We start from the raw sequence: 25,871 nt of genomic DNA, 5'->3' as shown, positions 1-25,871 counted from the left end.
CCTTCATTTCGTTAAGATTCATTGACTAAAAATTTCAATATTCCTGCATCTCCCCTTTTTGCAGCAGTATATAAAAAATGGGGAAAGTCCAGATAGAAAAGTACTAAATAACTTACTTTTAGAAATTTTTAAATTATTTCTTTTTAATATATCTAAATTTTTTATGCAAAAAAGCTGACCACCATTAAATTGATGATCAGCTTTCGGTAACTATATTTTATTTTGATATTCGTACAGCTGGAGATCTGTATAAGATTTTCCCAGCAGATTTTAATATTTTAGTAAATAATATCTCTGCTTTGATATTTAAAAAGCTCATTTACTATCTCCACTTCATTCTGCCGTTATACATTCTAATTTTGGCTATCATTTTTTACTTAGAAACCACTTCTCCAGCAATTCTACCAAAAACTATTGTATCCGGTAGTGCATTACCACCCAGTCTATTTGTTCCATGTATTCCACCTGTTACCTCACCAGCTGCAAATAAACCAGGAATAATATTTCCTTCTGTATCTATTACCTGTGTATCAGAATTAATTTTTACTCCACCCATTGTGTGGTGTGCTGTTGGTACTCTTGGGCTTGCATAAAATGGTGCTTTGTTTAATTTTTTATCAAACAGTGTTTTGCCAAACTCATCTTTTCCAGTTTCCACAGCTTTGTTATACTTCTTGATTGTTTCAACAAAAATATCAGGATCTACATTCATCTTTTCTGCCAGACCTTCAATTGTCATGGCTTTAAGAGTTTTACCCTTTTCTACAAGTTCTTCAATTGATTCATTAAATGAATTCTTTGAACCAGCCGGCATGGAGTGAGCATCACACACTACATACATAAAACTGTCAGTTTGATTGATAAGTGCATTTGTCATTACATCTCTTCTTTCAGCTTCACTTACAAATCTTTTACCTTCTTTGTTAACAAAAATGTAGTTTTCAACACTCATACCTGCCCATCCTGTAAGTGAACCTGTTTCTGGATCACCTAACGGCAAACTCTGGATATATTCCATCCCCACTAAATCAGCACCGATTTCTTCGGCCATAATGATTCCATCACCTGTAGCTCCTGGATGATTTGTTGTCATAGTATTTTCGTCAAGTCCCGGATTATATTTTTTTCTCATTTCTACATTTGCGGCAAATCCACCTGCTGCCAGAACAACACCTTTACTTGCTTTGAGTTCAAAACTACCGTCTTCAGTACTGGCTTTAACTCCAACTACTCTTCCTTCTTCTTTAATAAGTTTTTCTGCTTTTGTATTAAGTAAAATTTCCACTCCGTTTTTCTCTGCCTGAGCTTTCAAAGTATTTATATAACCCGTTCCAACTGGTGCAATGGGAGCATGACTTCTGGGCCAGAGTGCACCAAGCACAGTAAATACCTCATCTTTAAATTTCATGCCCATACTTTCCAGCCACCTTAATCCATTATATGAATTGTTAACTAATGTATAAATCAATTTAATCTTACCTTTTTTATCTCCACCAGTATATGTATGGTAAAAATGTCTCGGCACAGAATCTTCTATACCCTGCTTTTTCTGTCTTTTTGGATCTACAGCATTATATGCTCCTCCGGATCTAATTGAATTACCACCAAGCATCGGCATTTTTTCTAGCAGAATTACCTCTGCACCATTGTTACTCGCGGATACTGCAGCAGCTAGACCTGCATTTCCACCACCGATAACAACCACCTCAGTAGATCTATCTTCTGTTTTTTTAGCAGCTTCTTTTTCTATTTCCTTATTTTTTAGAAAATCAATATCTGCACCTGCTTTTTCCAGTTGCATTACAACTGCAGCCATCAGACCTTCACTGGCAAATGTTGCACCAGAAACCCCATCTACAGCTAATGATTGATATGCTACAATGTTCTGTGGAATTTTTTCAAACACAGCATCTGTCAGACCATCAGTTTCATTCTCTAAAACTACTTCAATATCAGTAATTTCATTTTCACTAACAGTAACACTAACCTCTATTGTACCATTCATACCTTCACCACTGCCGCTGTAAGTGCCCGGTTCCATGCTTAGCTCTGCTGCAAAAACAGAAGTACCTGCCAGAGATAAAACAAGCATTAATGAAATTAAAATAATAGATAATTTTTTCATTATTTTACTTTTCCTTCCTGTTAAAAATATCAGATCAACTTAACCGCTTTTAATCATTTTAGTCTTTAGTTTATCTGCTTAATAAAATCGTTTTTTAATTATTCTGTTAAATAAGATTGATATTTTAATTAGTTTAATAATTCTGATTTTTAATCTTTTTAACCTTTTTGCCCTATAAATCAAGTTTTTAATCCTTTTGTTAAACAAAATTATAAGATGTGAAAAATATAACTAAGATAAACAAAAAATATACTGCCTTATTTGCTAATAAAAAAACACTCGAAAACTTCCTTATTTATCAATCAAATCGGAAATCAACACTGCTTTACCTCTGCAGATCACCTCCAAATTAATGTTATTGAATTAATTCATTGAACATATTCAGTATATCACAATGTGCTGCTACTGTCAAAAAACTCTTCATTTAAATAAAGCAGATTCTGCAGTTATTCTGTTCAAACGAAGAGCTTCTTAATTAGAGATCAAAAAATTATTTAACTGTATTTTAGCCGTTTAAATATATTTATTAATCTTATCTTCTCTTCCCATATATATCTAATGAAATTTTATAATACATCTGCTTTTTGGTTTAAAATATATCCAATCCTACTTTCTATAAAAATTAATATTCAGATAAATTTCCCAAAAATCAAGCAAGAATATATAGAAATTCTTTCAGGAAAGACTTTACAGAGAAACTATACAGAAAGATAATCATAGACACTGTCTATAAACGGCTCTGCATATTCCACAATATTATAGCTGCCGTCATTAAGTGCCCAGTCAAAAACTACACCTCTCATTACTACAAAGGAAAATCTGACAGCTTCTTTAGGACTCATTCTGTCAGATATTTGTTTTTTCTGCTGTCCTTCTGCTATAATTTCTTCCAAAATTGTCTGCATAGCCCTACCCTCTTTAACAAAAAGCTTATTGTCAGGTATATAGAGATGTTTTATCATATCAATACCGTCATCTTCGACAAATTTAATATAATAAAAAAGGTATTCCTTCACCTTTTCAAGATAATTATCTGATTTAAGATTTTCGCAAACTGTATTTTCAAAATAATTATCGGCTTTTTTGTAAATTTCGAATAAAATATTCTGTTTTGTCTTATAATAATAATAAAAAGTCCCTACAGAAACATCGGATTTATCACAAATTTCACTTACAGATATATTTTCAAAACCTTTGTTTCTAATCAATTTGATAGCATTTTTATAAATTTTTTCTTTTGTTAACTTAGCCTGCAGATCTCTGCTGGTTGACATTTAAATCATCCTTTATAAATTCAAGCTTTCCAAAAAAGTTTTTATTACACTTGCTCCTCCGATATATGTTCCAATTACACTGCCCAGGTTGGCAAGTACAACAATAAGCAGAACTTTTGTAACTTTATTGGCCCAAATTTCTTTAACACTTATTCCTTTAGACAATTCCTGAAAATCACGCACCTTAGGTTTCCTAACATATGCCTCAACAATTCCTGCAAACCAGCCGGCAGCCAGTGTTGGATTAAGAGAGCTTAAGGGGGCAACTAAAAAAGCAGTTAATACAGTCAAAATATGACCTCTCCCCAGCAGCACACCAAGAGCGGATAGGGATCCATTCCAGATAAACCAGGCTTTGGTTACTTCAATCCCGGTCCTGAAATTATTAATAAATGTAGAGATTATAATAAATCCAATAAGCAGAGGTATACCCCAGGAAAATATTTTTCCCCAATTTTTTTTTGGAGGCAGTTTGTTCAGCCTATCAAGATCCTGTTCTTTATAAATTTCTTTTTGTATACCCGGAACATGTGCAGCCCCTAAAACAGCCACAATTTTATCACCGGGAGCATTTTTTATTTTATTTGCCAGATACTGATCTCTCTCATCAAGCAGATAATGCTTTATTCCCGGAAAGGAGGACGCCATCTCCTCAAGCAGTATATTTAGCGAATCACTGGATTTCATCTCCTCCATCTCTTTTTCTGTTATTTCTTCATCAAAAAAGATCATAGAAACTATCTGCATTATCAGCTTGAGCTTTTCTATAAAACCCAGTCCCCGCCATACTCTCTTAAATGTAATCTGTATATTTCTATCGGCCAGTACCAGTTCAGCTCCAATCTCTTCAGCTGACTTTATACCCTGCATCATCTCCTGACCGGCATTGATCCCCATCTTTTCTGCCATACGGCTCTGAAAAGAACTGATTATTAAATTAACCAAAAGCAGGAGGGATTTTTTCTCCTTAATCACCTGAAATATATCCATCTCATTCCAGCGGTTTTCATCCTTAATGGAGTTATAGCGCTGTTTGTCAAGTTCGACACAAACACTATCAGGTTGTTCAGCATCTATTACTTCTTTTACCTGTTCGGCGCTTTTTTTAGAAATATGTGCTGTAGGTATTAATATAATTTCTTTCCCTTCATATTCCAGCCTAACTATATTCTGATCGTTCATTACAACAGCCCCTTCTATAATAATACTTCTTTTATCTGATAGTATTTATTATATCATTAGTGTATTTTTTCTCCAAATTATTATAAAATAGTTGTTCCATTTTTGATTATGCTACAAAATAGGAGATGCAGGAATATTGAAATTTTTAGTATATAAATCTTGACAGAATGGCGAGAAATCCTCCTTATTATTCAGCAGAACTTTCAAGTTCTATAATAAGTTCACCTGATTCAAGTTCTTCTCCTGCTTCAGTATGAATACGCTTAACTCTTGCATCCACCGGAGCTTTTATATTTGTCTCCATTTTCATTGCTTCCATCACGGCAAGGCTCTGATTTTTTTTAACCTTCTGGCCTTCTTCTACCAGTATTTCTACAACACTACCGGGAAGGCTTGCGCCAATCTGCATTCTGTCATCAGGATCTGCCATTTTTCTTTTTTCTGTTTTATTCTGGGATGAAATTGCTCTATCCAGCACTTTTATTTCTCTTCTAAATCCATTTACCTCAAAATCCAGCCTGCGGTATCCCTCATCATCAACTTTGCCGATCTCCAGCAGTTTAACAATAAGTGTTTTACCTTCTTCAATCTTTATTTCACTGCTTTCCCCTTCAGCAAGTGCATGAAAATATACATCACTACCCATATGGCTCAAATCACCATAATCATCAAGATAATCTAGATAATCACGATAAACCTTTGGGTAAAGTGCACAGCTAATCAAATCTTTTCTGTCAAAATCTCTGTTATAATCAGTCTTCAGCTCTTTTTCTGCTTTTTTAAAATCAAATTCACCCAGCAGCGTTCCCGGCCTGACTGTTATAGGTTCTTCACCTTTCAAAACAAGCTTCTGCAGTTTTTCGGGGAAACCTCCGGGAGGCTGGCCCAGCATGCCTTTAAAGTATGCATATACTGAATCAGGAAAGGCCATATCTGCAGCTTTTTGATAGATATTTTCCGGTGTAAGATCATTTTTTACCATAAATATGGCAAGATCTCCCACCACTTTGGAAGAAGGTGTTACCTTGGGTATATCTCCCAGCATAAAGTTAACTTTTCTGAACATTTCTTTAACTTCTTTAAACTTGTGACCCAGACCGACGCTTTCTACCTGTGGTTTTAAATTTGAATACTGTCCTCCAGGTATTTCATATTTGTAAATCTCTGCTGTTCCTGATTTTAAATCTGATTCAAACTGTTCATAGACAGGCCTCACACTGCCCCAGTAATCTGATATCTTCTGTATATCATCATTATTAAGTTCAGGATCCCTCTCGGTATTTTCCAGTGCTGCAACTATTGAGTTTAAAGGAGGCTGACTTGTTAGACCTGCCATAGTATTAAATGCAGTGTCTACAATATCAACTCCTGCCTCTGCTGCCATCAGTATTGCTGCAGTTCCATTACCGGATGTATCATGTGTGTGCAGATGTATCGGAATTGATATTTCAGATTTAAGCGCTTTTATTAGTTCATATGCAGCATAGGGTTTTAGCAGTCCTGACATATCTTTAACAGCAAGTATATGTGCACCCATATCTTCAATTTTTTGGGCCAGATCCAGATAATAGTCCAGATTAAATTTTTTTCTGTTTTTGTCCAGAATATCTCCTGTATAGCAGAGAGATACTTCTGCTATTTTTCCATTTTTAATTACCTCATCTACCGCAATTTCCATACCAGGCAGCCAATTTAAGGAATCAAATATCCGGAAAACATCGATCCCGGCAGCAGCTGATTCTCTAACAAGTTCTCTTATTACATTATCTGGATAGTTTTTATAGCCAACCCCATTGGAACCCCTCAGCAGCATCTGAAAAAGTATATTTGGTATTTTATCCCTAAGCCTGGCAATCCTTTCCCAGGGGGATTCTTTTAAAAATCTGTATGCTACATCAAAAGTTGCTCCACCCCACATCTCAAGTGAAAATAAATCTGATGCCAGTACTGAGGTTGCTTCTGCTATTTTTTCCATATCAATGGTTCTCATTCTAGTTGCAATTAGAGACTGATGCGCATCCCTATATGTTGTATCTGTAAGGAGAAGTCTGCCACTACCTTTAATCCACTTTACCAGCCCATCCGGGCCAGACTCAAGCAGTATCTGCCTGCTTCCCTCTAATTTATTTGGCTTTTCTACAGATGGTATATGTGGTACATCAAAATTAGGTTTGTGTCCCTTTGTTTCATTTACTATCTTTCCTCCCAGATATTTCAGTATCTTATATTCTCTGTTTGAACTTGGATTAATATCAAGTAGTTCAGGATTATTTTCTATAAACCCTGTATCACATTTTCCATTTATAAAGTCCTGATGATTGAGTACATTTATCAAAAAAGATACATTTGTTTTTACTCCCTTAACCTTCATTTCCTCTACAGATCTTATCGCTTTTCTTACAGCATCTTCAAATGTTCTGGACCAGGAAATAGTTTTAACAAGCAGGCTGTCATAATAGGGGTTAATTACCGCCCCAGTATAACCATTTCCTCCATCAAGGCGGATTCCAAAACCTGAACCTGTTCTATAGTGTTCCAGCCGGCCTGAGTCAGGAATAAAATTATTGGTAGGATCTTCAGTCGTCACCCGACACTGAATAGAATAACCCCTCCTTTCTATATCTGCCTGTGATTTTATATTAACCTCCTTAGAGCTGAGCTTATATCCCTGAGCAATTAAAATCTGTGACTGAACTATATCTATACCTGTAACCATTTCACTTACTGTATGTTCTACCTGGATTCTAGGATTTACTTCTATAAAATAGTGGTTGTTATCTTTATCAACTAAAAATTCAACTGTACCTGCATTTTTATATCCAGCGGCCTGACACAGTTTTACTGCATCTTTATATATTTCTTCTCTTTTTTCCTGACTGATAGAAAAGGCCGGAGTATATTCAATAATTTTCTGATGCCGCCTCTGAATTGAGCAGTCCCGTTCATACAGGTGAACAATATTCCCATAATTATCTGCCAAAATTTGTACTTCTATATGTTTGGGATTTTCCAGATATTTTTCTACAAAAATTTCTTCAGATCCAAAAGCCTTTTTTGCCTCCTGACTGGCAGATTTAAAAGAATCAATTAATTCGGAATCAGAATTCACAATTCGCATTCCTCTTCCACCACCACCTGCGGCAGCTTTAAGCATAATTGGATATTTCACCTTTTCTGCAAATTCTTTTACTTCCTCTTCAGATTTAATCGATTTTTCTAGGCCGGAAATAACCGGTATACCAAGCTCTTTTGCCAGCAGCTTTGATTTGATCTTATCTCCCAATTTTTTCATAGTTTCAGCATCCGGACCGATAAAAGTTATGCCGGCTTCATGACATTTTCTTACAAATTCTGGGTTTTCTGCCAGAAAACCATAGCCTGGATGAACTGCATCAACATCTTTTTTTACAGCCAGATCAATAATTTCTTTGATATTAAGGTAGGCATCAATGGGACCTCTGTTTCTTCCAATAAGATAGGATTCGTCTGCCTTTGTCCTAAAAAGTGCTTTTTTATCTTCTTCAGAATACACAGCAACAGTCCTGATGCCGAGTTCCTTACAGGCTCTAATAACTCTGATGGCTATTTCTCCCCTATTTGCAACAAGTACCTTTCTAAATTTATGCAGCATTCTCAATACTCCCTCCTGTTTTTAATTAATTACTGAAAAAAGCATTCTTAATTACAAAGTTTCTTAACTATAAAGTTTAAAAATATATTTAATTAATAATTCACTTTTGATGCTCCATGGGGCAAGCCCACGTGGATTCCTTACTCATAGAGAAATGCCTACTCAAAGCATACCAAATGGTAGATTAAGTCAGGTCTTACGTTCTCTCAAAAGGCATAAATCCGGGCAAGCCTGTCAGGGTTTTTCTAGTGTATAACTTCTATAAACTAATAAAATTGGATATGAAAACAAAAAATTAATTATAAAAAAATATTATTATTTTAAAAATATTAATTTTACTATAGCACAATTTTAAAAAAGGTGCAAAAATTTACATGAAAGAAGTTTTAAAGTTAATTATATTCGCTTTTAAATTTCCTCTGTTATTACTTGTACTTCCTTTAATATTAGTCATTTTTGGTGTAAAATATAGGTAAATCAACAATAATCTGTTCTACAAAATTAATGGAGGTTTAATATGTTTACAAATATTGTGGATTTCTTTTCGGAAATTTTAACTATAAACTGGAAATTGTTTATAATCAGAGTATATCAAAAATTAAAAGAAAATGATATTCTAATAAAAGCAATGGGAATGGTCTATATTACCCTGCTTTCGATCGTGCCATTTTTTATTTTTCTTTTTTACATATTTACTTTATTTGATTTTTTCGGAAGAATAGATAAAATATCATCACAAATACAGAATATTATTCTGGAGAATCTTGCTGCAGGAACCGGTGAGTCAGTTATTGATTATTTAGAAAAATATATATATAGTGCTGATGTAGAACAGCTTGGTGCAGTAAGTTTTTTTTCGCTTATACTTTTAATTGTATTTATGCTGGCCAGAGTAGAGATAACTTTTAATCAAATCTGGATGGTCAAAGAGCATAGAGATATTTTTAAGAGATTTATTTCTTTCTGGACATTTATTACACTAGGAACTTTTATTCTCACTCTTCTGCTCAGCATCAGCCTTATTTTTTCCGAAAAATATCTAGGCTTTTGGTTAAATGATTCGGAAGCAGATAACAGTATGGTTTTTAATTTTATAATGTTTAGTTCAAACTTCCTCATTTTTATATTCGCCTACTATATTATACCAAACACAGAGGTCGAGGCATCTTCAGCAGTTTTTGCAGGTACAGTAAGTGGTATTCTATTTATCCTAAGCAAAAATCTTTACGAAATATATACAAAATATTTTACAGCATACAGTTATCAGCGCCAGATTTATGGATCTTTATCTGTGATACCATTTTTTCTTGTCTGGCTTTATCTTGTCTGGCTTATAATACTCACTGGTGCCGTAATATCTAATGTTTTTCAGTACCGCTCCAATCTCAATTATTTAACTCAAAATAGAAATTTAAAAGAAGATTTTCAGGTCCTTATACCAGCAGCAATTATTATTACTCTCAGCAAAAACTTTTATAAAAATAACAGAGAAGGTGTAGGAGTGAGCTTGAGGGAATTTATGCAGAAAATAAATTTTTCTCCGGAAATAATAGAAGAAAACTTAGAAATGCTGCAGAAAACTGGTTATATTGTAAAATCAAAGGATGATCGATATTTTCTTTCTGGCCCGATAGATAAGATTAATCTCTATAAGCTTAACAGCTCAAGATATATCAGTTATGATATTAATATAGAAAATATATTTTTAGAACCAGAAATGAAAAAAATATATCAAATTTACAAAAATGGTGTCGAAGAAACTCTCAAAAAAGTCGAACTAAAAAGTATTCTCTAAATATAACAGTTCATTTGTCAAATATCCAGTTAAAGGAGTTTCCCCAAAATTTATTTTCAAGCTGCAAAAAGGGGGCTTTAGTCATCAACGAAATTTTTAGATTTATCTAAAACTCAATTCGGGTGTGAAATAGGGCACACTAATCAATGAGTCCTCCTGACTCATGATTAGCTCACTCCATCCTGCAGTTCAACCCTATTTCTTCCTTCATTTCGTTAAGATTCATTGACTAAAAATTTCAATATTCCTGCATCTCCCCTTTTTGCAGCAGTATATAAAAAATGGGGAAAGTCTATTCCAGTTAGAGTTATTCTTAGTAAAAAAGTATTTTATGCATTATTTCTCTATTATTTCTCTTATATTTTTATATAATTAATAATTCTATTAAAGCTCAGTATCTCTATTTTAATTATTTAGCTGTTGTTTCTGCTCCTCTGCTTTTATGTTGTTCTGCCCATGTTTTACTTTGATAAAAATTTGCTGTCAGCAAGGTAGAACCGCCATTTTTTATTTTTATATTCTTCTGCATAATCGATATTTATTCTTTCCGATGATTTAATTTTTAAATTATTGCTTTCATTATCAAGTATATACAGTTTGCTGCCAGTTATAAGATTATATCCGTTAAAACTTAAATCAATTTTTAAAGCCTGGGCCAGCTTTCCCGGTCCATTTGTCAGATCTTCTTCTTTATTACTTTTTACACCTCTGTTTTCTCGAATCAAATCAATACCCAGCACTGGTTCCACAGCCCTGATTAATACTGCAGAAGGAATACCCCTCTTACCTGTCACTATATTTAAACAGTGATGTATACCGTAAATTAAAAAAACATAAACATGTCCACCATTTTTAAACATCACTTCTGTTCTTTCAGTTTTCCTGTTGTTATATGCATGTGATGCCTTATCATCCGGGCCAGCATAAGCCTCTGTCTCTACAATTCTCACAATTATTTTTTTATCATTTATTTCTCTAACAATTAGTTTTCCTACAAGCTTTTCGGCTGCTGCAACAGCATCATTTTGATAAAAGTTGTGTTTTAACCTCTTCATCAAGATTACCCCCAGCAAATTATTAAATACCATCTTTTCCTCTTTTGATTAATTTTTTATGATTAATATTTTTTCTAAATAATTTTTCTAATAAATCATAATCCTCTCATTAACAACCTTTTGTTTTTATTTTCCCACTTATATGCTATCATATCATATATAGAGACTATTTTTTAGATTAAAAGAGTTTTTCCCAACTCATTTTTAGAGTTACAAAAAAGAAATTTCGTCGTAATTTTAAAAAGGATTATACAATTTAAGTTAAACTCTTTTTTAAAATTAAATTAGACAAATTAATTAAACTTAGATAAAATAATAATGAGAAATAAATAACAGGAGGGGTTATAATGGCTGAATGCAAAAATTTTGACAGAAATCAGGATATATGTAACTGCAGTTATCCCTGTTCCCGCAAAGGACTCTGCTGTGAATGTGTTCATTATCACCGTCAAAGAGAAGAACTGCCGGCCTGCTATTTCCCGGAAGATGCTGAAAAAACATATGACCGCAGTATTGAACACTTTATAAAAATTCGTCCATAACTGCACAGCAAAAAATCAATCTTTAATATCATAACAATTTAAGAAATCTGTGAAGACTGTCATGATAGGAATTATATGAGTCAAAAATCAATATTTAATACTTTTTGCAGGAAAACTATTTACAGGAAAATTATTAAAAATAATTAATTTGCAGATAATTAATATAAAAATAACAAAAGGAGTGAAACAATGAGTCTAAAACAGGAAACACTGGAGATGAAAAACTGGGCAGTTGTCGGGGCAACAGATAAAAAAAATTGCTTTGGATATATGATAGTTAAAGAACTTCAAAAACATAATTACAATGTCTATCCTGTTAATCCCAATCATGAAGAAATAGATGGTATAAAATGCTATCCAGATCTGGATTCGATAAACGAAAATATAGATGTGGTAGATATGGTGGTCAATCCAAAAATAGGTATTAAAATTATGGAAAATGTCAAAGATAATAATATAAAATATGTATGGCTTCAGCCTGGAGCCAGAAGTGACGAAATTAGAGAATATGCAGCTGAAAACGATATAAATCTGGTTGAAGACTGTATATATGCCATTTTAAGTTAAAAATTAATCTGCATAACAAGCTAAAGGCCCGATAATAAACCGGGCCTTTTAACAATTCATTACTCTTTTTACAGCTCAATCTGTATACTTTATAAACAGTTGAATCTATATAATCCCTGTACTATATAATCTTTATATTCTTAAGTTATTGAAGCCTGATATATCTTCTCTACCGCATCTTCTAATTCTGCATTAAATTCTTCTTCAGTCTGATCAACATGCAGCTTCTGCAGCAGTGCTCTGGAAAAGCTTGCAATCAGTCCGTGGTTTTCTGCCAGTTTTTCTACCGCCTCTTTCTGGCTGTATCCCCCTGACAGTGCCACAACTCTGAGCACATTTGGATGTTCTATCAGATCACGATAAAAATCTTTCTTATCCGGTATTGAAAGTTTGAGCATTATAAATTCGTCATCAGACAGCTGATCCAAATATTTTAAAATTTCTTTCTTCAATATTTCTTCCGATTTCTCTTTATCTTTACTGTGAATATCTACCTCAGGCTCCAGAATCGGAACAAAACCAGCATCTATAATTTTTTTGCCGTATTCAAACTGCTGTTCAGCTATTTTCTTAATTCCTACCGGATTGGCTCTTTTGATAACAGAGCGCATTTTAGTTCCAAATATATTATACTTTTTTGCTCTTTCAAGCAGATCATCAAGCTCTGTCATCGGCTTCATCAGCATTACATCATCTTCGAGCTTTTCTTTACCCTGATCAACCTTCAAAAATGGAATAATACCCTTTTTGTCCCAGAGATAATCAGCAGTTTTTATCCCTTCTACATCACGCTCCATGGTCTGCTTAAACAGTATAGCTCCCAGGATCTTATCAGATTTAAAAGAAGAACTGCTTATAATTCTGGCCCGCATTTCGTGAATTAGATCAAACATCTTTTCTTCACTATCATACTGATCTTCTGGAATTCCGTAATCTGCCAGTGCTTTGGGCGAACTACCTCCACTCTGATCTAAAGCTGCAATAAAACCTTTACCATCTCTCATCAATTCAAACTGCTTTTGATTCATCTTAATACACCCCACATTTAAGTATTGAATTAAACAATTATACTCACATTTAAAACTTCCTCAAAAAAACAGTAAAACCTCCATCCTTTCAAATTTTTTTTATTTATTTGCAAATCATTTTTTAAATCTTTGTCTTAAGGTTTACCTTTACAGCTCTGATGCATATTTATCTACTTTGGTTAATTATATTTCCTATTTCCTGCTGCTGACCATATTTTTAGAATTTCTCTTTGCATAATACAGTGCATCATCAGCCCTTTTTATCAATTCAGCCAGGTTTTCATCTTCTTCATCTTTTTTAAGCTGTGATACACCAAAACTGCAGGTTATATGTCCTGCTTCCGCAAATTGGTGAGCATCGATTGCCTCTCTTACTCTTTCAGCAACAGAAACAGCTGTCTCTATATCTATATCAGGAGTTAAAATCAGAAATTCTTCCCCTCCCCAGCGGACCAGTATATCTTTATCTCTAATCGAATATTTGACAACCTCCACAATTTCCTTCAAAACTTCATCTCCAACATTGTGGCCATATGTATCATTTATCCTTTTAAAATCATCAATATCAAAAATTATAAGTGACAGATCCTTATTTTTCTCCAAGCTGATCTGAATAAGGCTTCTAAGATGCTGTGCTCCTCGCCGACGATTAAAAATTTTAGTCAGCTGATCTATTCCAGATTTATAAATGATTCGCCTGACCATAAACCAGGTAACAAGTATAATTATCGTACCAAAAACAAGTATCATTAATTGATATTTTAAGATTCCATAATGTACAGCATCTTCTTCATAATAATCTACCAGTCTGTCTATTTTTTTAAGTAAAATTTCATTATTATGAACAATATATTCAAAGGCAGGATAATTAACAGGTTCTTCTTTAAGTACAAGTAGATTTTTCTTAAAATTGCTCCATTCACTGGAAATTATAATATGCTGGGCATATATTTTGTCATTTTCCAAAAAAGGTATATTCCTGTGCTTATTTCCTATTTTAATATCAGCCAGATTTTTTTCAAACTCAGAAATAGTCTCTTCAATTTTAGAAAATTTAATTTTTCCATCCACATATAATAGTACATCTTTTGCCATCTTTTGTGACAGCATCCGCTGTCTGCCGGCAATATTGATCAAATTAACCTCTTCTGCACTGATCTCCACAAGATTTAATATTATTAAGGTATTGGTAAGTAATATAAAAATACTGATTGTGACAAGTATCCCCAAAAAAACTTTGCTGTCAGAGGTATTAAGTTTAGAAAATAATTTCATATAACTGCTCCTATCTGCTCTATACTTCTGCTCATTTATTATTATAATCATTACTATTCTTATTTTCAAAATATTTACGGGTTTCTGCCGTACAATTCTATCCATCACGAAATTATTATAACATATATTGACTTATTTTCTAAATTTCATGCAAAAAAAATAAAATACCCCCTCTGTTTCTGCTTATTAAATAAATTTTAAAACATTTAAACAGCCCAATGCAGGGGAGTATAATAAATCTCAAAATAAATATCTTATATAAGATTAAATTATATATTGTAACTAAATTTTCCCGACTTTTTATAACCGCCTCTCCAGCAACTTAAAATAAAGTTCTGGTGGGAGTTTTTTAAAAATTATCAGGAAAATTACCTCATATATACTATAAGTATTATTTGCGCAGTGATGCTTTAAGTCGGCGCGGTTTTGAAATAATATCCAGTACATCAATTATATCTTTTGCAGTCAGATCTGCATTCTGCAGAGCACTAAAAGCAGCTCCTTCTGGTCCGATAACAGCTATACCCACCTCTGCTTCTTTCAGCATTTTTGCATCATTGTTTCCATTTCCCACAGCAATAACCCGGCTGCTGCCAAGCTTTTTCACAAAATTATATTTGTATTCACTTCCACTGTCGGAGTCTATAACTTCCAGTTCCGCATTTAAGTCTGCCAGCAGATTTTCGGCAGTTCCAAAAGTGTCAGCAGTCAGTACATAGATTTTAAAATCTTCTGCAAGCTTATTAATTTCGGCTCTAACTCCTGTAATAAGATGACCATCACAGGCAATAGTACCGTTTAAATCAAAAACTATTGTGTCAACTTCCAGATCTTTAAATTTTGGTATTTCAAGTGTAAGCATCGTCTCTCCTCCATTTTGTAATAGCTGTTAAACTATTTTTAATTTTACGCTCTGTTTTTATTTTAAGGTAATTTCTGCTGTAGTACAAAAAAAGTATACTGTTTTTTAAATATTATTTCCCGAATGTTAAAATAATTTTTATTTTCTGAAATTTAATGATTTTAAGCGTATTGGTGAGCTGATTTTTTATAATTAAGATTATTGACTTAATTTGGCGTTTTTTCGGCATTGCAAATAATATATTATAGACCTATAATGTACATACAAGGTTCTGAGGAAGTCCTAAGATTGAATGTCTGAAAAGTAGTATTTTAAAATTCTTATTTAAGTAATTTTGTTGGAGATTTAGCATTTAAGCATCATTCCAAAGAAGTTGCTGTCCAAGGTAACCAAAAAGAAATTTATAAGGAATAGCTTCTTTATCGATTATCTTTGCGGAAATTAAGAACAGTAATGGAGGACTAAATCAAAAACAAAAAGAAAGAATAAGAAGAGTAAAAACGCAAACTGCAGACAGGAAATCGAAGAAGATTCGTCAGAACCTTGCTTTTTTTATATGTGTTATGTGTGTACCGGGTACGAAAAAAGCTTTTCGTACCCGGTACAAGTGAAATAAATTACAATATATTATTCTATTTCTTTGACTCTACCAACTTTTCCATTTTCCAGCATAACCTTAATTCCATGTGGATGTGTTGAAGAATTGGTAAGAATCCTTTTAACCACACCTTCTGTCAGTCTGCCGCTTCTCTGATCTTTTTTCTGCACAACTTTAACTTTTAAACCTTTTTTGATATTAGATCTCTTATTTCCATCCATAATTTCACCCTTAAGATAAATATTTTTAACTCATTTTAAATTATTGTTTTTTAATTAAGTCCAATCATTCCCTTCTGAAAAGAAGTTCCAGCTCTGATTTGTATTCAGAAAATACATCTTCATTGATACAATAACATACTCTGGGTCCGTCAATTCTTCCTTCTATCCATCCGGTTTCTTTTAAAATTTTAAGATGCTGAGAAACAGTAGACTGAGCAATAGGAAGCTGATCAACTATACTGCTGACCATACACTGATTATCCGAAGGCAGTTCTGCCAAAATTCCAATTATCCTCAATCGATGAGGATGACTTAAACCTCTTCCCAGTTCAGCCAGTTTATCTAAATTTATATTTTTATCCACTTCCTCTATTATATCTTCTCTCTTAACATCATCTTTCATAATACTCACTCCAGGATTTTAGATTACATTAACATTTTCTCCTCTTTTTTAACAAAAGTAGGGCTTTCTCATTTAAAATCAGTAATTAAGAATACACTAAACTATATTTTTTAAAAGGTTATGAACAAAATACTGTATAATAATAAAATCCCTCTTCCTATAATGGCCGTTTGCAAAATTGCTCATCAGACTTTAACTCTTACTGTTTAATTTATTTTCGGCTCTAATATAGGCGGAATAGATATAATTATTAATATTTATACCAGAAACCCAGTCTCCTACAATTTCATCACTGTGATTTTTGCGTTTAATTTCAATATTTTTAAATTCCAATTTTTCCAAAATAGAAATCAATTTTTCTTTTTCAATACTACCTGTCACACAGCTGCTGTAATTATCCAGATTTGATTTAATCTCTTCTGGAAATTCTTTTTCTTTCAATATATCAGAAATTGCAAGTCTGCCTCCAGGTTTTAAAACTCTTTTTGCTTCAGAGAATACTTTTTCCTTGTTAGGTGACAGATTTATTACACAGTTTGAAATAATAACATCTACACTGCTGTTTTCTATAGGTAAATTTTCAATTTCACCCAGAATAAATTCTACATTTTCAATATTGTTTTCAGCAGCATTTGATTCTGCTTTTTCAATCATAGCCTCTGTCATATCAATACCAATTACTTTACCTTCTCCACCAACTTTTCTGGCAGCCAAAAAAACATCAAATCCAGCTCCACAACCTAAATCAAGCACTGTCTCACCTTTTTTTAAATCTGCAATTGCTCCAGGATTTCCACATCCCAGACCATAATTTGCTTCTACAAATATTGAATTAATCTCCTCATCTGTGTAATCCATTTTCTCCGCCAAATCTTTAACCTCTGATTCTTCTTTCTGCTGACCACCACAGCAGGAAGAACTGCAACAGCAGCCGCTATCCTCTTTAACAATCCGAGTATAATTTTTTTTAACATTATTTTTAATCTCTGCTTCATTTTTTTGCATGATTTATCCCTCCTGAAAAGTATTATAACATAATTATCGTAAATCGTAAATAGACGATTATATATATGTACCGGGTACAAAATACCCCTTTTTGTACCCGGTACATATTTCTACACAGGGTTTATTAGCAGATTTTAACCTCTATCATTTTTTTCCTTATTGACATACATCCTCTGATCGGCTATATTATAGCAGATGCCTAAATCTTCTTCACTGCTTTCTGCCGTACAGCTGCCGAGAGAAATGGAAAATTCTTTGGAAAAATTTTCTGGTGCATGGGCATTATAATCTGTAAATCTCCTTCTTATCCTTTCACAGACTTTTATAGCAGTTGATCTATCTGTCTCTGGCAGCAAAATAACAAATTCGTCTCCACCTGTTCTGGCTACAATATCTTCATTCCTTACTACACTCTCCAATATGCGGGCTGAATTTACAATATATTCATCTCCGGCTTTATGACCAAAAGTATCATTTACCTTCTTAAGTTTGTCAAGATCTCCTACAATAATACTGACTGGATATTTCCTGGATTCACTCAGCCGTTCAATCTCGTTTTCCAGATAGCGTCGGTTGTATAATCCTGTCAGTTCATCATGAAAAGACAGAAATTCAATTTCCTTTTCTCGCTTTTTATATTCATCTATATTTATATGTACACCAATAGCACGAAGTGGGCTGCCGTCCTGATCTACTTCTACTATCCTGCCAATATTTCTGATCCAGATAATATCTCCAGATTTTGTTTTAATTCGGTGTTCACTGATAAATGTGTCAGTTTCACCATTAAAATATTCTGCTAATTTTTGCTCAATTAATTCCTTATCTTCTTCATAAATAAGGTTTTTCCAGGTTGAAAACTCACCATCCAGCTCATTTTTTTCAAAACCCAGCATTTCTGCACCATGTTCATTATACTGAAACTTACCTGTTTTAATATTCCAGTCCCAGATACCTATATCAGCTGCTTCAACAGCCATTTCCAGCCTTTCTTTTGTTTCTTTAAGCTCTTTGGCCTGAGCTATTCTTTCACTTACATTAACCAAATTTATCAAAAGGTAATCGTCTTCCATCAGATTTATTCTAAATTCCAAATATTTAATTTTCCCATACTTGGTTTTAATTGGAAAAACAGCATTATAATGACCCCGATCTTTCAACTTTACATTAAATATATTTTTAATTTCCTTCCTTTTATCTGGATCAGGAAATATAATTTGAAATCCTTTTTCCAGTGTATTAACATCTTCAATTTCATATCCGGTTATTTCTGTGACCAGCTGGTTCATGTAGATTAAATTTCTATCACTGTCAACCAGAATTACCCCCATCGTCATATTTTCCAGAATATTTTTCAGACTGAATCTTTCCAGCATTCTGACAGCCCCTTTTTAATTAATTTATATTTACAGCATATTTTATCATATTCAGGATATATCATGTATTCCCTGCAAATAGCTTATATATTTAAGACATATTTTCTTTAATTTTCCACAATTTATGTAATCTATTATAACATGGGGGTAGGACAGCATTATGTCACAGATATATCTTTTAAAAAATTATTTTACTTATTTCTATACCAGCCAGAATGGGATAAAGATATTTATCAAGTATTTCAATCCCCGGTCTGTATTCAATACAGAATAATCCAATTTTATTTACTCAAGTTTCGAACTATACCATATTTTCTCAAAACAATTAAATCAGCATCAATTTTTCCTTTTGATTCAGGTGCATAATCAACATCGATTAATTCAATAAATTCTGCCGTATAATCCTTCAAAACTCCATTATATTTAACCCATTCATTTTCTCTTTTTAATTCTAAAATTACCCTTTCTCCTATATAATCTTCAAGCAGTGGCTCATAGGAAGTTTCAACCAAATTATAGACTTCATTTTTCATTTTATTAACCTGATTGTTGTTAGTACTGATAGCCGCTCCAACCGGAGTTGTTTTGGATAAATTACTTGTCAACATGTTAATTATTTCAATAACAGCATCTTTAATAATTTTCAATAAATTCAAAATAGAACGCCTCAACTTCCGCCAGCGTGAAGGCTGAAAAGTCCTCTGAAAATCTTCTTTTCTCTGTATTTTTCCCTCTTCAGTTAAATCTTTATGATATCTTACTACTGCTTGAATGTCAGGGTATTCATTTTTATAAAGTAAAAAACTTAAAAATTTCAAATTATGTTCACCTTTAATTAACTCCGGATAATTAAACTGCAGACCGGAACTTTTCAGCTTCAATTCTCCTCTGTACTGCTGACCGTTTAATAATTCTATGGTTATCATATCATCTCTAAAATCTTTAAGACATTTATCTTTTTTTATCTTTCTTAAAACAACTGCCAGCATAGCTGAAAGAACAATAAATATAATTGTTATGGTTGCAGCATCCAAATTACTACCTCCTCTCTATCTTGACTCTTTTAATTATAACACAGAATTACCTTAATAAAAGTTTGACAGTTGAGTTTTAAACAGGCTGTAATTCCGGTTATTACAATGGCAGTATTGATAATACTATCTGTTCTATTCTGGAATGCACCGATACAGATTGCACTGTTTTTTGAAGTGATGATTATTATAGCTCTGGCTTTAATCTGGGGATATAAGGCTGTAATCTGTTTCTGCGGCCATTTTTCTTACTATAATTCCAGGTTATTTATTTCAACATTAATTTTCATCAGTTCATTTTCTATATTTTTTAATTCTTCCGGCATATCACCATAAATCCAGACAGGTACATTCTGCCCCAAATTACCTTTCCCGGTAGTTTTTTTCAGCAGATATTTTCCCTGGGCTGCATAAAAATTAGCATTTATATTATTTTTATCATAATCAACAACATAAATATTGCTGTCATCCAGCAGAGTTCCATATACATTAGGTGGTGCATTTAATGGAATAGCCTTACCCCATATATACAGCTCATTTCTTGTTCTATCTTCTATTTTTCCCTGCAGCTGAAACTGCGGATTTTCTGCTGATATTTTATTATATTCCTGTTTTGTCCTTCGGTAGTTCTGATTTAAATAATAGATTTTATCCTCATTTTTAGAAATACCGTATAAATCAATTAATTCAGCCAGATCGTTTTTATTAAGTCTTCTTATTAATTTTTTAACTACTGCAGATTTTTTATCGTCAGCATCAAAGTTGTTTTTAAAGACTTCAGCAGAATAAAGATTATCTACTTTATCAAAAGCTATTTTTTTAATATGATCTGTTAATTCCGGAATAAAGTTTTTTATTTCAACAGCCTCATCAACATTATCTATTGAGTTTAAAACTATATCTACGGCTTCAGCTTTATATTCAGGAAAATAATTGATAACATTTTTAAACTCCTGATAGGTTTCGCTCTGATTGAAATATATACTGCGTGCTTTATCTTCAATATCTTTTTTCTCAAAATTCCTGGCTGTCTCCAGCAGTTCTGAGTCTGATAATTGTTTCAATATACTCTCCATCCAGACATTTTCTGCCGGATAATAGCTGACAAATTTGCGCAGACTTTCCTTAGAAACTACCAGATCAGAGGCTGCTTTTTCCATACTGGCTCGGCTGTATATATCATCAAACTTTCCTGATATTTCTACAGCTTCATCTATATTTTCTGCATCATTTAGATGGGCTATTACAAAATCATATATTTTGCTGTTTGCAGCAGTATTTCCTATTTCCACATGTTCAAAAAAATGTTTTTTATACTTATATGCAGTGGAAAGATCACTGACAAATTCCAGGCCTTTTTTCTGGCTTTTTGATTGATATTTGTGATCTGTAAACTGCTTTGATGCATCTATAACTTCATCCAGATTTCTGGATTTATCGATATAGGAATATATTGCATCTCGAACTGCCGGAAATTCAGAAAAAATCAATGTCAGCTGATAAACATCTTCTCGACTTAAATTACTTTTTAAGTTGTTTATTATATCAAAAGCAGTGCGGTTGTTAAGTGAAGAATAAAATATATCTTTAAATTTTTTAGCTGACTTTATACTGTTCACATAATTGATACTGTCTCTCATGGCAGAACTTTCTTCTGTTTTACCAGCATTTATTTTTTCTTCAACCTTAAGTAGTTTATTATAATCGTCTGTTTTATTTTCTGCTGAAATATTATTTGCTGAACTTTTATCTGCATCTATTCTCTGTTCATCCTTTTTACCTGTTTTATATGTATTATCATTTGTATCTGCAGATCCGGAACCTTCCACTGATTTATTCTGTGTTTGTGATGTTTCCTGCTGATCCGTTTTTCCACTGGTATCTGCCTCATCTTCTCTCATATAATCTTCATCAAGATATTTTTCGGCTCCTTCAATATATCTTGTGTCACTGTCTGAAAAATTATCCAAAAATAGCTGAGCTGTATTTCTATCTTCAACAAATTTATATGCCATTTTTTCTATTTTACTGGGATAATATGTTTTAAGATCCGGATATCTTTCTACAGTATCCAGTACATCACTTATGTTCTGACTTTTCTCCAGTATCAAATTGTCAATACTATTGAACTTCTGACTATCAAATATCTGGTTGAATTTTATTAACTCTTCTCTTGTTAGCCTGGTTTTTAGTTTTCTATAAATTTCCCGCACTTCTTTATCATAGCTGTCCAGTTCTGGAAATATTTCTTTAAAATATTCTGCACTTTCTATATCATCTACAAATTTAACTGCTCTGGATTTTATCGAATGAAACACATAATTATTTTGTGGAAGTTTATCAATCAACTCATGTATTTCTTTTAAACTTTTGCTCTGATCCAGTATACTCCTGTGAACATCACTTATACTGTGAACATCCGGAAATATTTCCATTATAGTAAATAGTTCTTTTCTATTCAGTGTTTCTGCTAATTTTTCCACCACTCCATTGAGATCACTGTCATGGTTGGGTAAATCCGGGAAAATTTTTTTGTACTTTTCCGCAGTTTTAATATTATTAACATAGCCTGCTGCTTCTTCTTTAAGTTTATTTATTTTAGCTATATCATGGTTTTCTTCTGCAGTCTGTACTTCTTTTTCTATCTGCAGCAGTTTCTGCATATTCTGTTCTTCAGCAGCAGATACTGCAGAAAAAAGGAATATTAATATAAACAGGATAGCTGTTGTTTTTTTAACCATACTAATCATTACCCTCTCCATGGGCATAACGGCTTGCGGCTGCAGAAGCTATTCCTGCAACAAGATCATCTAAAAAAGTATTGACCTTACCTTTCTTTTTAGTATCCAGTTCCTTAATTATACCCATCTTTTCTTTATCCAAAAACCCATAGCTTGTCAGGCCTATTGTCCCGTACAGATTTACAATTGATAAAGGCAGAATTTCATCAATTCCATAAAGCCCTTCATCTGTATCAATTATACTCTGAATCGGCTCAGGCAGCTGTCTTTTCTCTGCCAGTTCATCAAGTGCCACTCCGGTCAGAACTGCATGGGCAACCTCTCTCTTTTTTAAAACTGCATCAACATTTTTACAGCAGACTTCTAAGTTGATATCTGGATTATATGTTGCCTGCAGTTTCATCACCAGTTCTGCTATATCTTCGGTAGTTACTCCCCTGTTATTTAAAACCTCAATAGATTTTTTATATAATTTTTTCATTGAATCTTTCATCACAACACCCCTAATTAATTATTTTTTTGATAAATTTTTTAATCAGCTAATAATTATATTTCTTGATTAACTTCTCATTTCCTTGAATTATATTAAAAAGAGCCGGGAAAATACCCGGCTCGTCTCAAACTATGATATTTGTTAAAAACTGAAAACTAAATTACTCTATTCTCTTCATAAACATCATTAATTTACCCTGCCCAATGTTAGCAGCAAGATATTTAACTTCTGAAACACTTGAGACAGGATTGGAAAAACTAACGCTTAAAGTTTTGCCTGGATGCAGTTTGTCTGGATATTCCATAATTTCAGATGGTTCCATTTTATACACCTGATTGCTGTAAGTGAGCAGCTCAAAATAATCGGTAAAATATAATAATTCAACTGTACTGCTGGATTTATTAGTAATATTGAAAGTTATTTTATTATTATCAACTCTGCTGAAACAGTAAATAGAATTATTGCCCAAGTTTGTATCAAAGTCGTAAGTAACTCCACCACTACCATTACTCTTAACATTATATATTGCATTTACTGCTGAATTAAAATCGTAAATCTGAATACCAAAAAAATTATAATCCACAGCAAATGAAGTGGTAAAAAACAAAATTAATAAAACAATTAATAGGACAGCAGACTTTGTAAATAATTTGATAACAGACTTGCCAGCATCTTTTCTTTCTGGTTTCCCAACAGTATTATTTACCACTAATAACACCCCTTATTATTAAATTAAAAAACTTATTTATATATATTTATTTATAAAACAGAATTTTCCTTGTTTTATTGAACTTTTTTATCTTTTTCCAATATTAATTCAGTTATAGTACTGGCCGCTATCTTCTCAGCGACTGCTGAATTATTGTGTTTTTTAAAAATTCATCAAATCCCATAATATAGACTGCATCTTCAGAGCAGATAATATTAAATTTCTCTTCTGCAAATTTAAATATTTAAGATATCTGCTATTTTCTCTTTTACTTCTTCTTTCTCACAGCTCTGATTATGTCTGGCCTCCATTCCTTCAAGACCTTTTAGACCGCGGTGAACTTCAGCTGAAGTTAATTCTTCCAGCTCTTCGATTACTCGGTATTCATCAGCAGCAGCTTCTTCTCCTTTTAGTGATTCCAGCACAGCCCGGCTGAACTTATAGGGACTGGCAGTAGAATCAACAACAGCTGCTCTCTGGTCTCCGCTCAGACTGCGGTATTTAACAAGAGAATTTACACCTACTGCTGTATGAGGGTCAATTAGATAATTAAACTTCTGAAATACATTATGAATTTCTTTTTTAGCTTCTTCTTCAACAGCATACTGACCGACAAACATTTTTTTAATTTTGGTCAGAGTTTGTTCATCAACCTCAAATTTATTTTTTTCTTTGAGATCCTGATACCACATGTTAATCTTATCACTGCTGTGGTCGGTTATTTCGAAAAGAAAACGCTCCAGATTTGAAGAAATTAAAATATCCATTGATGGACTGATAGTTTTTTTGAATTCACGCTCGATGTCGTAAACTCCTGTTTCAAAAAAATCTGTCAGCACCTTATTATCATTTGAAGCACAGATGAATTTATTTACCGGCAGACCCATTCGATAGGCATAATATGCTGCCAGTATATTGCCGAAATTACCTGTTGGTACAGAAATATTTATTTTTTCTCCCGATTCAATCTCTTCTTTACTTAACAGATCAAAATAAGCTTTAAAATAATAAACTATCTGCGGCAGAAGCCTGCCCCAGTTAATTGAATTAGCTGAAGAGAACTGATAATTATTTTCCTCCATCCTCTTTTTAAATTCTTGATCTGCAAAAACATTTTTAACTGCTGTCTGACAGTCATCAAAATTACCTGCTAAAGAAACTACTTCCGTATTCTGACCTCCGGTTGTTTTCATCTGGTCCTCCTGGACCCGGCTGACCCCATCTTCTGGATAAAAAACAATAATTTTAACTCCCTCTACATCTTTAAAACCCTCCAGTGCAGCTTTACCTGTATCTCCAGATGTTGCCACCAGAATGACTATTTCTTTCTCTATACCCAATTTTTTTACTGAGCGAATAAGAAGGTGGGGCAGAATCTGCAGAGCCATGTCCTTAAAAGCTGCTGTTGGACCATGCCAGAGTTCTAAAATAAAGGTGTTTTTGTTTAATTTAACAAGGGGAGTTTTAGCAGCAGGTGGAAAACTTTCCTCTTTATATGCTGCCTCAACTGCCCCTCTGATCTCATCTTCACTAAAATCGGTCAAAAATATATTAAAAATCCACCGGGCGAGCTCCTGATAATCAGCCTCTTTTTTTGCCAGAATATGCTCCAGCTTCATTTCCGGTATCTTTTCCGGAACAAAAAGTCCTCCTTCTGGCACCATCCCCAGGCTTACTGCTTCTGCTGAATTTACTTTTCTATAGTTTCCTCTGGTACTTATATATTTCACACTCTTTACCTCCACTAATTTTTTAATTATTTTTAACTTTCTTTAATATTTGAGATCTTTAATATTGCTTTAAATTTTTAATTTCTATTAAGTATAATTATGGAAAATTGACCCTCCTCGGGGCAAGCCCACGAGGATTCCTGCTTCTTAGAAGTGGTAACCCACCATCTCCACAGGCTTAAAATCCTGTTAGCCCAACAGTATATCCTCTAACTTGCCTTTTGTATT

20 protein-coding genes are annotated in these 25,871 nt (G+C 33.1%); 3 read left to right on the top strand and 17 right to left on the bottom strand.

What is annotated here, in order from left to right; genetic code table 11:
- Positions 1-373: 373 nt before the first annotated feature.
- The 4 genes from DFR78_RS10080 to DFR78_RS10065 form a co-directional block, all read right to left on the bottom strand.
- Positions 374-2,125, bottom strand: a complete 1,752-nt coding sequence (locus DFR78_RS10080) for a flavocytochrome c (RefSeq protein WP_114458720.1) — start codon at positions 2,123-2,125, stop codon at positions 374-376.
- A 698-nt stretch (positions 2,126-2,823) separates the two neighbouring features.
- Positions 2,824-3,399 (bottom strand): TetR/AcrR family transcriptional regulator, encoded by a 576-nt coding sequence (locus tag DFR78_RS10075; RefSeq protein WP_114458719.1) that lies wholly within the window; start codon positions 3,397-3,399, stop codon positions 2,824-2,826.
- Between the two features lie 12 nt (positions 3,400-3,411).
- Positions 3,412-4,581, bottom strand: a complete 1,170-nt coding sequence (locus DFR78_RS10070; RefSeq protein ID WP_114458718.1) for a TraB/GumN family protein — start codon at positions 4,579-4,581, stop codon at positions 3,412-3,414.
- A 187-nt stretch (positions 4,582-4,768) separates the two neighbouring features.
- Entirely contained in the window at positions 4,769-8,212 is a 3,444-nt protein-coding gene (locus tag DFR78_RS10065; protein WP_114458717.1) for a pyruvate carboxylase, read from the bottom strand.
- Positions 8,213-8,729: 517 nt separating this feature from the next.
- On the opposite strand from DFR78_RS10065, the gene DFR78_RS10060 reads away from it, so the two are divergent.
- Positions 8,730-10,007 (top strand): YihY family inner membrane protein, encoded by a 1,278-nt coding sequence (locus DFR78_RS10060; RefSeq protein WP_114458716.1) that lies wholly within the window; start codon positions 8,730-8,732, stop codon positions 10,005-10,007.
- Positions 10,008-10,468: 461 nt separating this feature from the next.
- Here DFR78_RS10060 and DFR78_RS10055 read toward each other — a convergent pair whose 3' ends face one another.
- Positions 10,469-11,062, bottom strand: coding sequence for a DNA-3-methyladenine glycosylase (locus DFR78_RS10055; RefSeq protein WP_114458715.1), 594 nt, complete (start codon positions 11,060-11,062; stop codon positions 10,469-10,471).
- Between the two features lie 347 nt (positions 11,063-11,409).
- On the opposite strand from DFR78_RS10055, the gene DFR78_RS10050 reads away from it, so the two are divergent.
- Both DFR78_RS10050 and DFR78_RS10045 read left to right on the top strand, forming a co-directional pair.
- The gene (locus DFR78_RS10050) at positions 11,410-11,604 is read left to right on the top strand and encodes a DUF6485 family protein (protein ID WP_114458714.1); all 195 of its coding nucleotides are present in this window, start codon (positions 11,410-11,412) and stop codon (positions 11,602-11,604) included.
- A gap of 189 nt (positions 11,605-11,793) precedes the next feature.
- Positions 11,794-12,171 carry a CoA-binding protein gene (locus tag DFR78_RS10045; protein WP_114458713.1) on the top strand — a complete coding sequence of 126 codons (378 nt, stop codon included), beginning with the start codon at positions 11,794-11,796 and terminating at the stop codon, positions 12,169-12,171.
- A gap of 140 nt (positions 12,172-12,311) precedes the next feature.
- Here DFR78_RS10045 and DFR78_RS10040 read toward each other — a convergent pair whose 3' ends face one another.
- The 12 genes from DFR78_RS10040 to thrC form a co-directional block, all read right to left on the bottom strand.
- The gene (locus tag DFR78_RS10040) at positions 12,312-13,199 is read right to left on the bottom strand and encodes a fructose bisphosphate aldolase (RefSeq protein ID WP_114458712.1); all 888 of its coding nucleotides are present in this window, start codon (positions 13,197-13,199) and stop codon (positions 12,312-12,314) included.
- 192 nt (positions 13,200-13,391) lie between these two features.
- Positions 13,392-14,474: a diguanylate cyclase gene (locus DFR78_RS10035; protein WP_158531761.1), complete on the bottom strand. Its 1,083-nt coding sequence runs from the start codon at positions 14,472-14,474 to the stop codon at positions 13,392-13,394.
- A gap of 391 nt (positions 14,475-14,865) precedes the next feature.
- Positions 14,866-15,336, bottom strand: a complete 471-nt coding sequence (locus tag DFR78_RS10030) for an HAD family hydrolase (RefSeq protein WP_114458710.1) — start codon at positions 15,334-15,336, stop codon at positions 14,866-14,868.
- Positions 15,337-15,963: 627 nt separating this feature from the next.
- On the bottom strand, positions 15,964-16,155 hold the full coding sequence (locus tag DFR78_RS10025; RefSeq protein WP_114458709.1) for a YwbE family protein: 192 nt from the start codon (positions 16,153-16,155) through the stop codon (positions 15,964-15,966).
- A 64-nt stretch (positions 16,156-16,219) separates the two neighbouring features.
- Entirely contained in the window at positions 16,220-16,558 is a 339-nt protein-coding gene (locus tag DFR78_RS10020; protein WP_114458708.1) for a helix-turn-helix transcriptional regulator, read from the bottom strand.
- A 192-nt stretch (positions 16,559-16,750) separates the two neighbouring features.
- A complete protein-coding gene (arsM, locus tag DFR78_RS10015) occupies positions 16,751-17,563 on the bottom strand; it encodes an arsenite methyltransferase (RefSeq protein WP_114458707.1) in 813 nt (270 codons plus the stop codon).
- Positions 17,564-17,697: 134 nt separating this feature from the next.
- On the bottom strand, positions 17,698-18,939 hold the full coding sequence (locus DFR78_RS10010; protein ID WP_114458706.1) for a sensor domain-containing diguanylate cyclase: 1,242 nt from the start codon (positions 18,937-18,939) through the stop codon (positions 17,698-17,700).
- A gap of 281 nt (positions 18,940-19,220) precedes the next feature.
- Positions 19,221-19,973: a hypothetical protein gene (locus tag DFR78_RS10005; RefSeq protein ID WP_114458705.1), complete on the bottom strand. Its 753-nt coding sequence runs from the start codon at positions 19,971-19,973 to the stop codon at positions 19,221-19,223.
- A 248-nt stretch (positions 19,974-20,221) separates the two neighbouring features.
- The gene (locus tag DFR78_RS10000; RefSeq protein WP_147267769.1) at positions 20,222-22,711 is read right to left on the bottom strand and encodes a hypothetical protein; all 2,490 of its coding nucleotides are present in this window, start codon (positions 22,709-22,711) and stop codon (positions 20,222-20,224) included.
- A 1-nt stretch (position 22,712) separates the two neighbouring features.
- A complete protein-coding gene (locus DFR78_RS09995) occupies positions 22,713-23,204 on the bottom strand; it encodes a phosphatidylglycerophosphatase A (RefSeq protein WP_233487041.1) in 492 nt (163 codons plus the stop codon).
- Positions 23,205-23,364: 160 nt separating this feature from the next.
- Positions 23,365-23,913 (bottom strand): hypothetical protein, encoded by a 549-nt coding sequence (locus DFR78_RS09990; protein ID WP_114458703.1) that lies wholly within the window; start codon positions 23,911-23,913, stop codon positions 23,365-23,367.
- 236 nt (positions 23,914-24,149) lie between these two features.
- On the bottom strand, positions 24,150-25,643 hold the full coding sequence (thrC, locus tag DFR78_RS09985; protein ID WP_114458702.1) for a threonine synthase: 1,494 nt from the start codon (positions 25,641-25,643) through the stop codon (positions 24,150-24,152).
- Positions 25,644-25,871 lie beyond the last annotated feature (228 nt).

Source organism: Halanaerobium sp. MA284_MarDTE_T2 (assembly GCF_003337245.1).
Classification (GTDB): domain Bacteria; phylum Bacillota; class Halanaerobiia; order Halanaerobiales; family Halanaerobiaceae; genus QPJE01.
The sequence above is the reverse complement of the archived record's forward strand: the minus strand, read 5'-3'. Positions and strand labels throughout refer to the sequence as shown.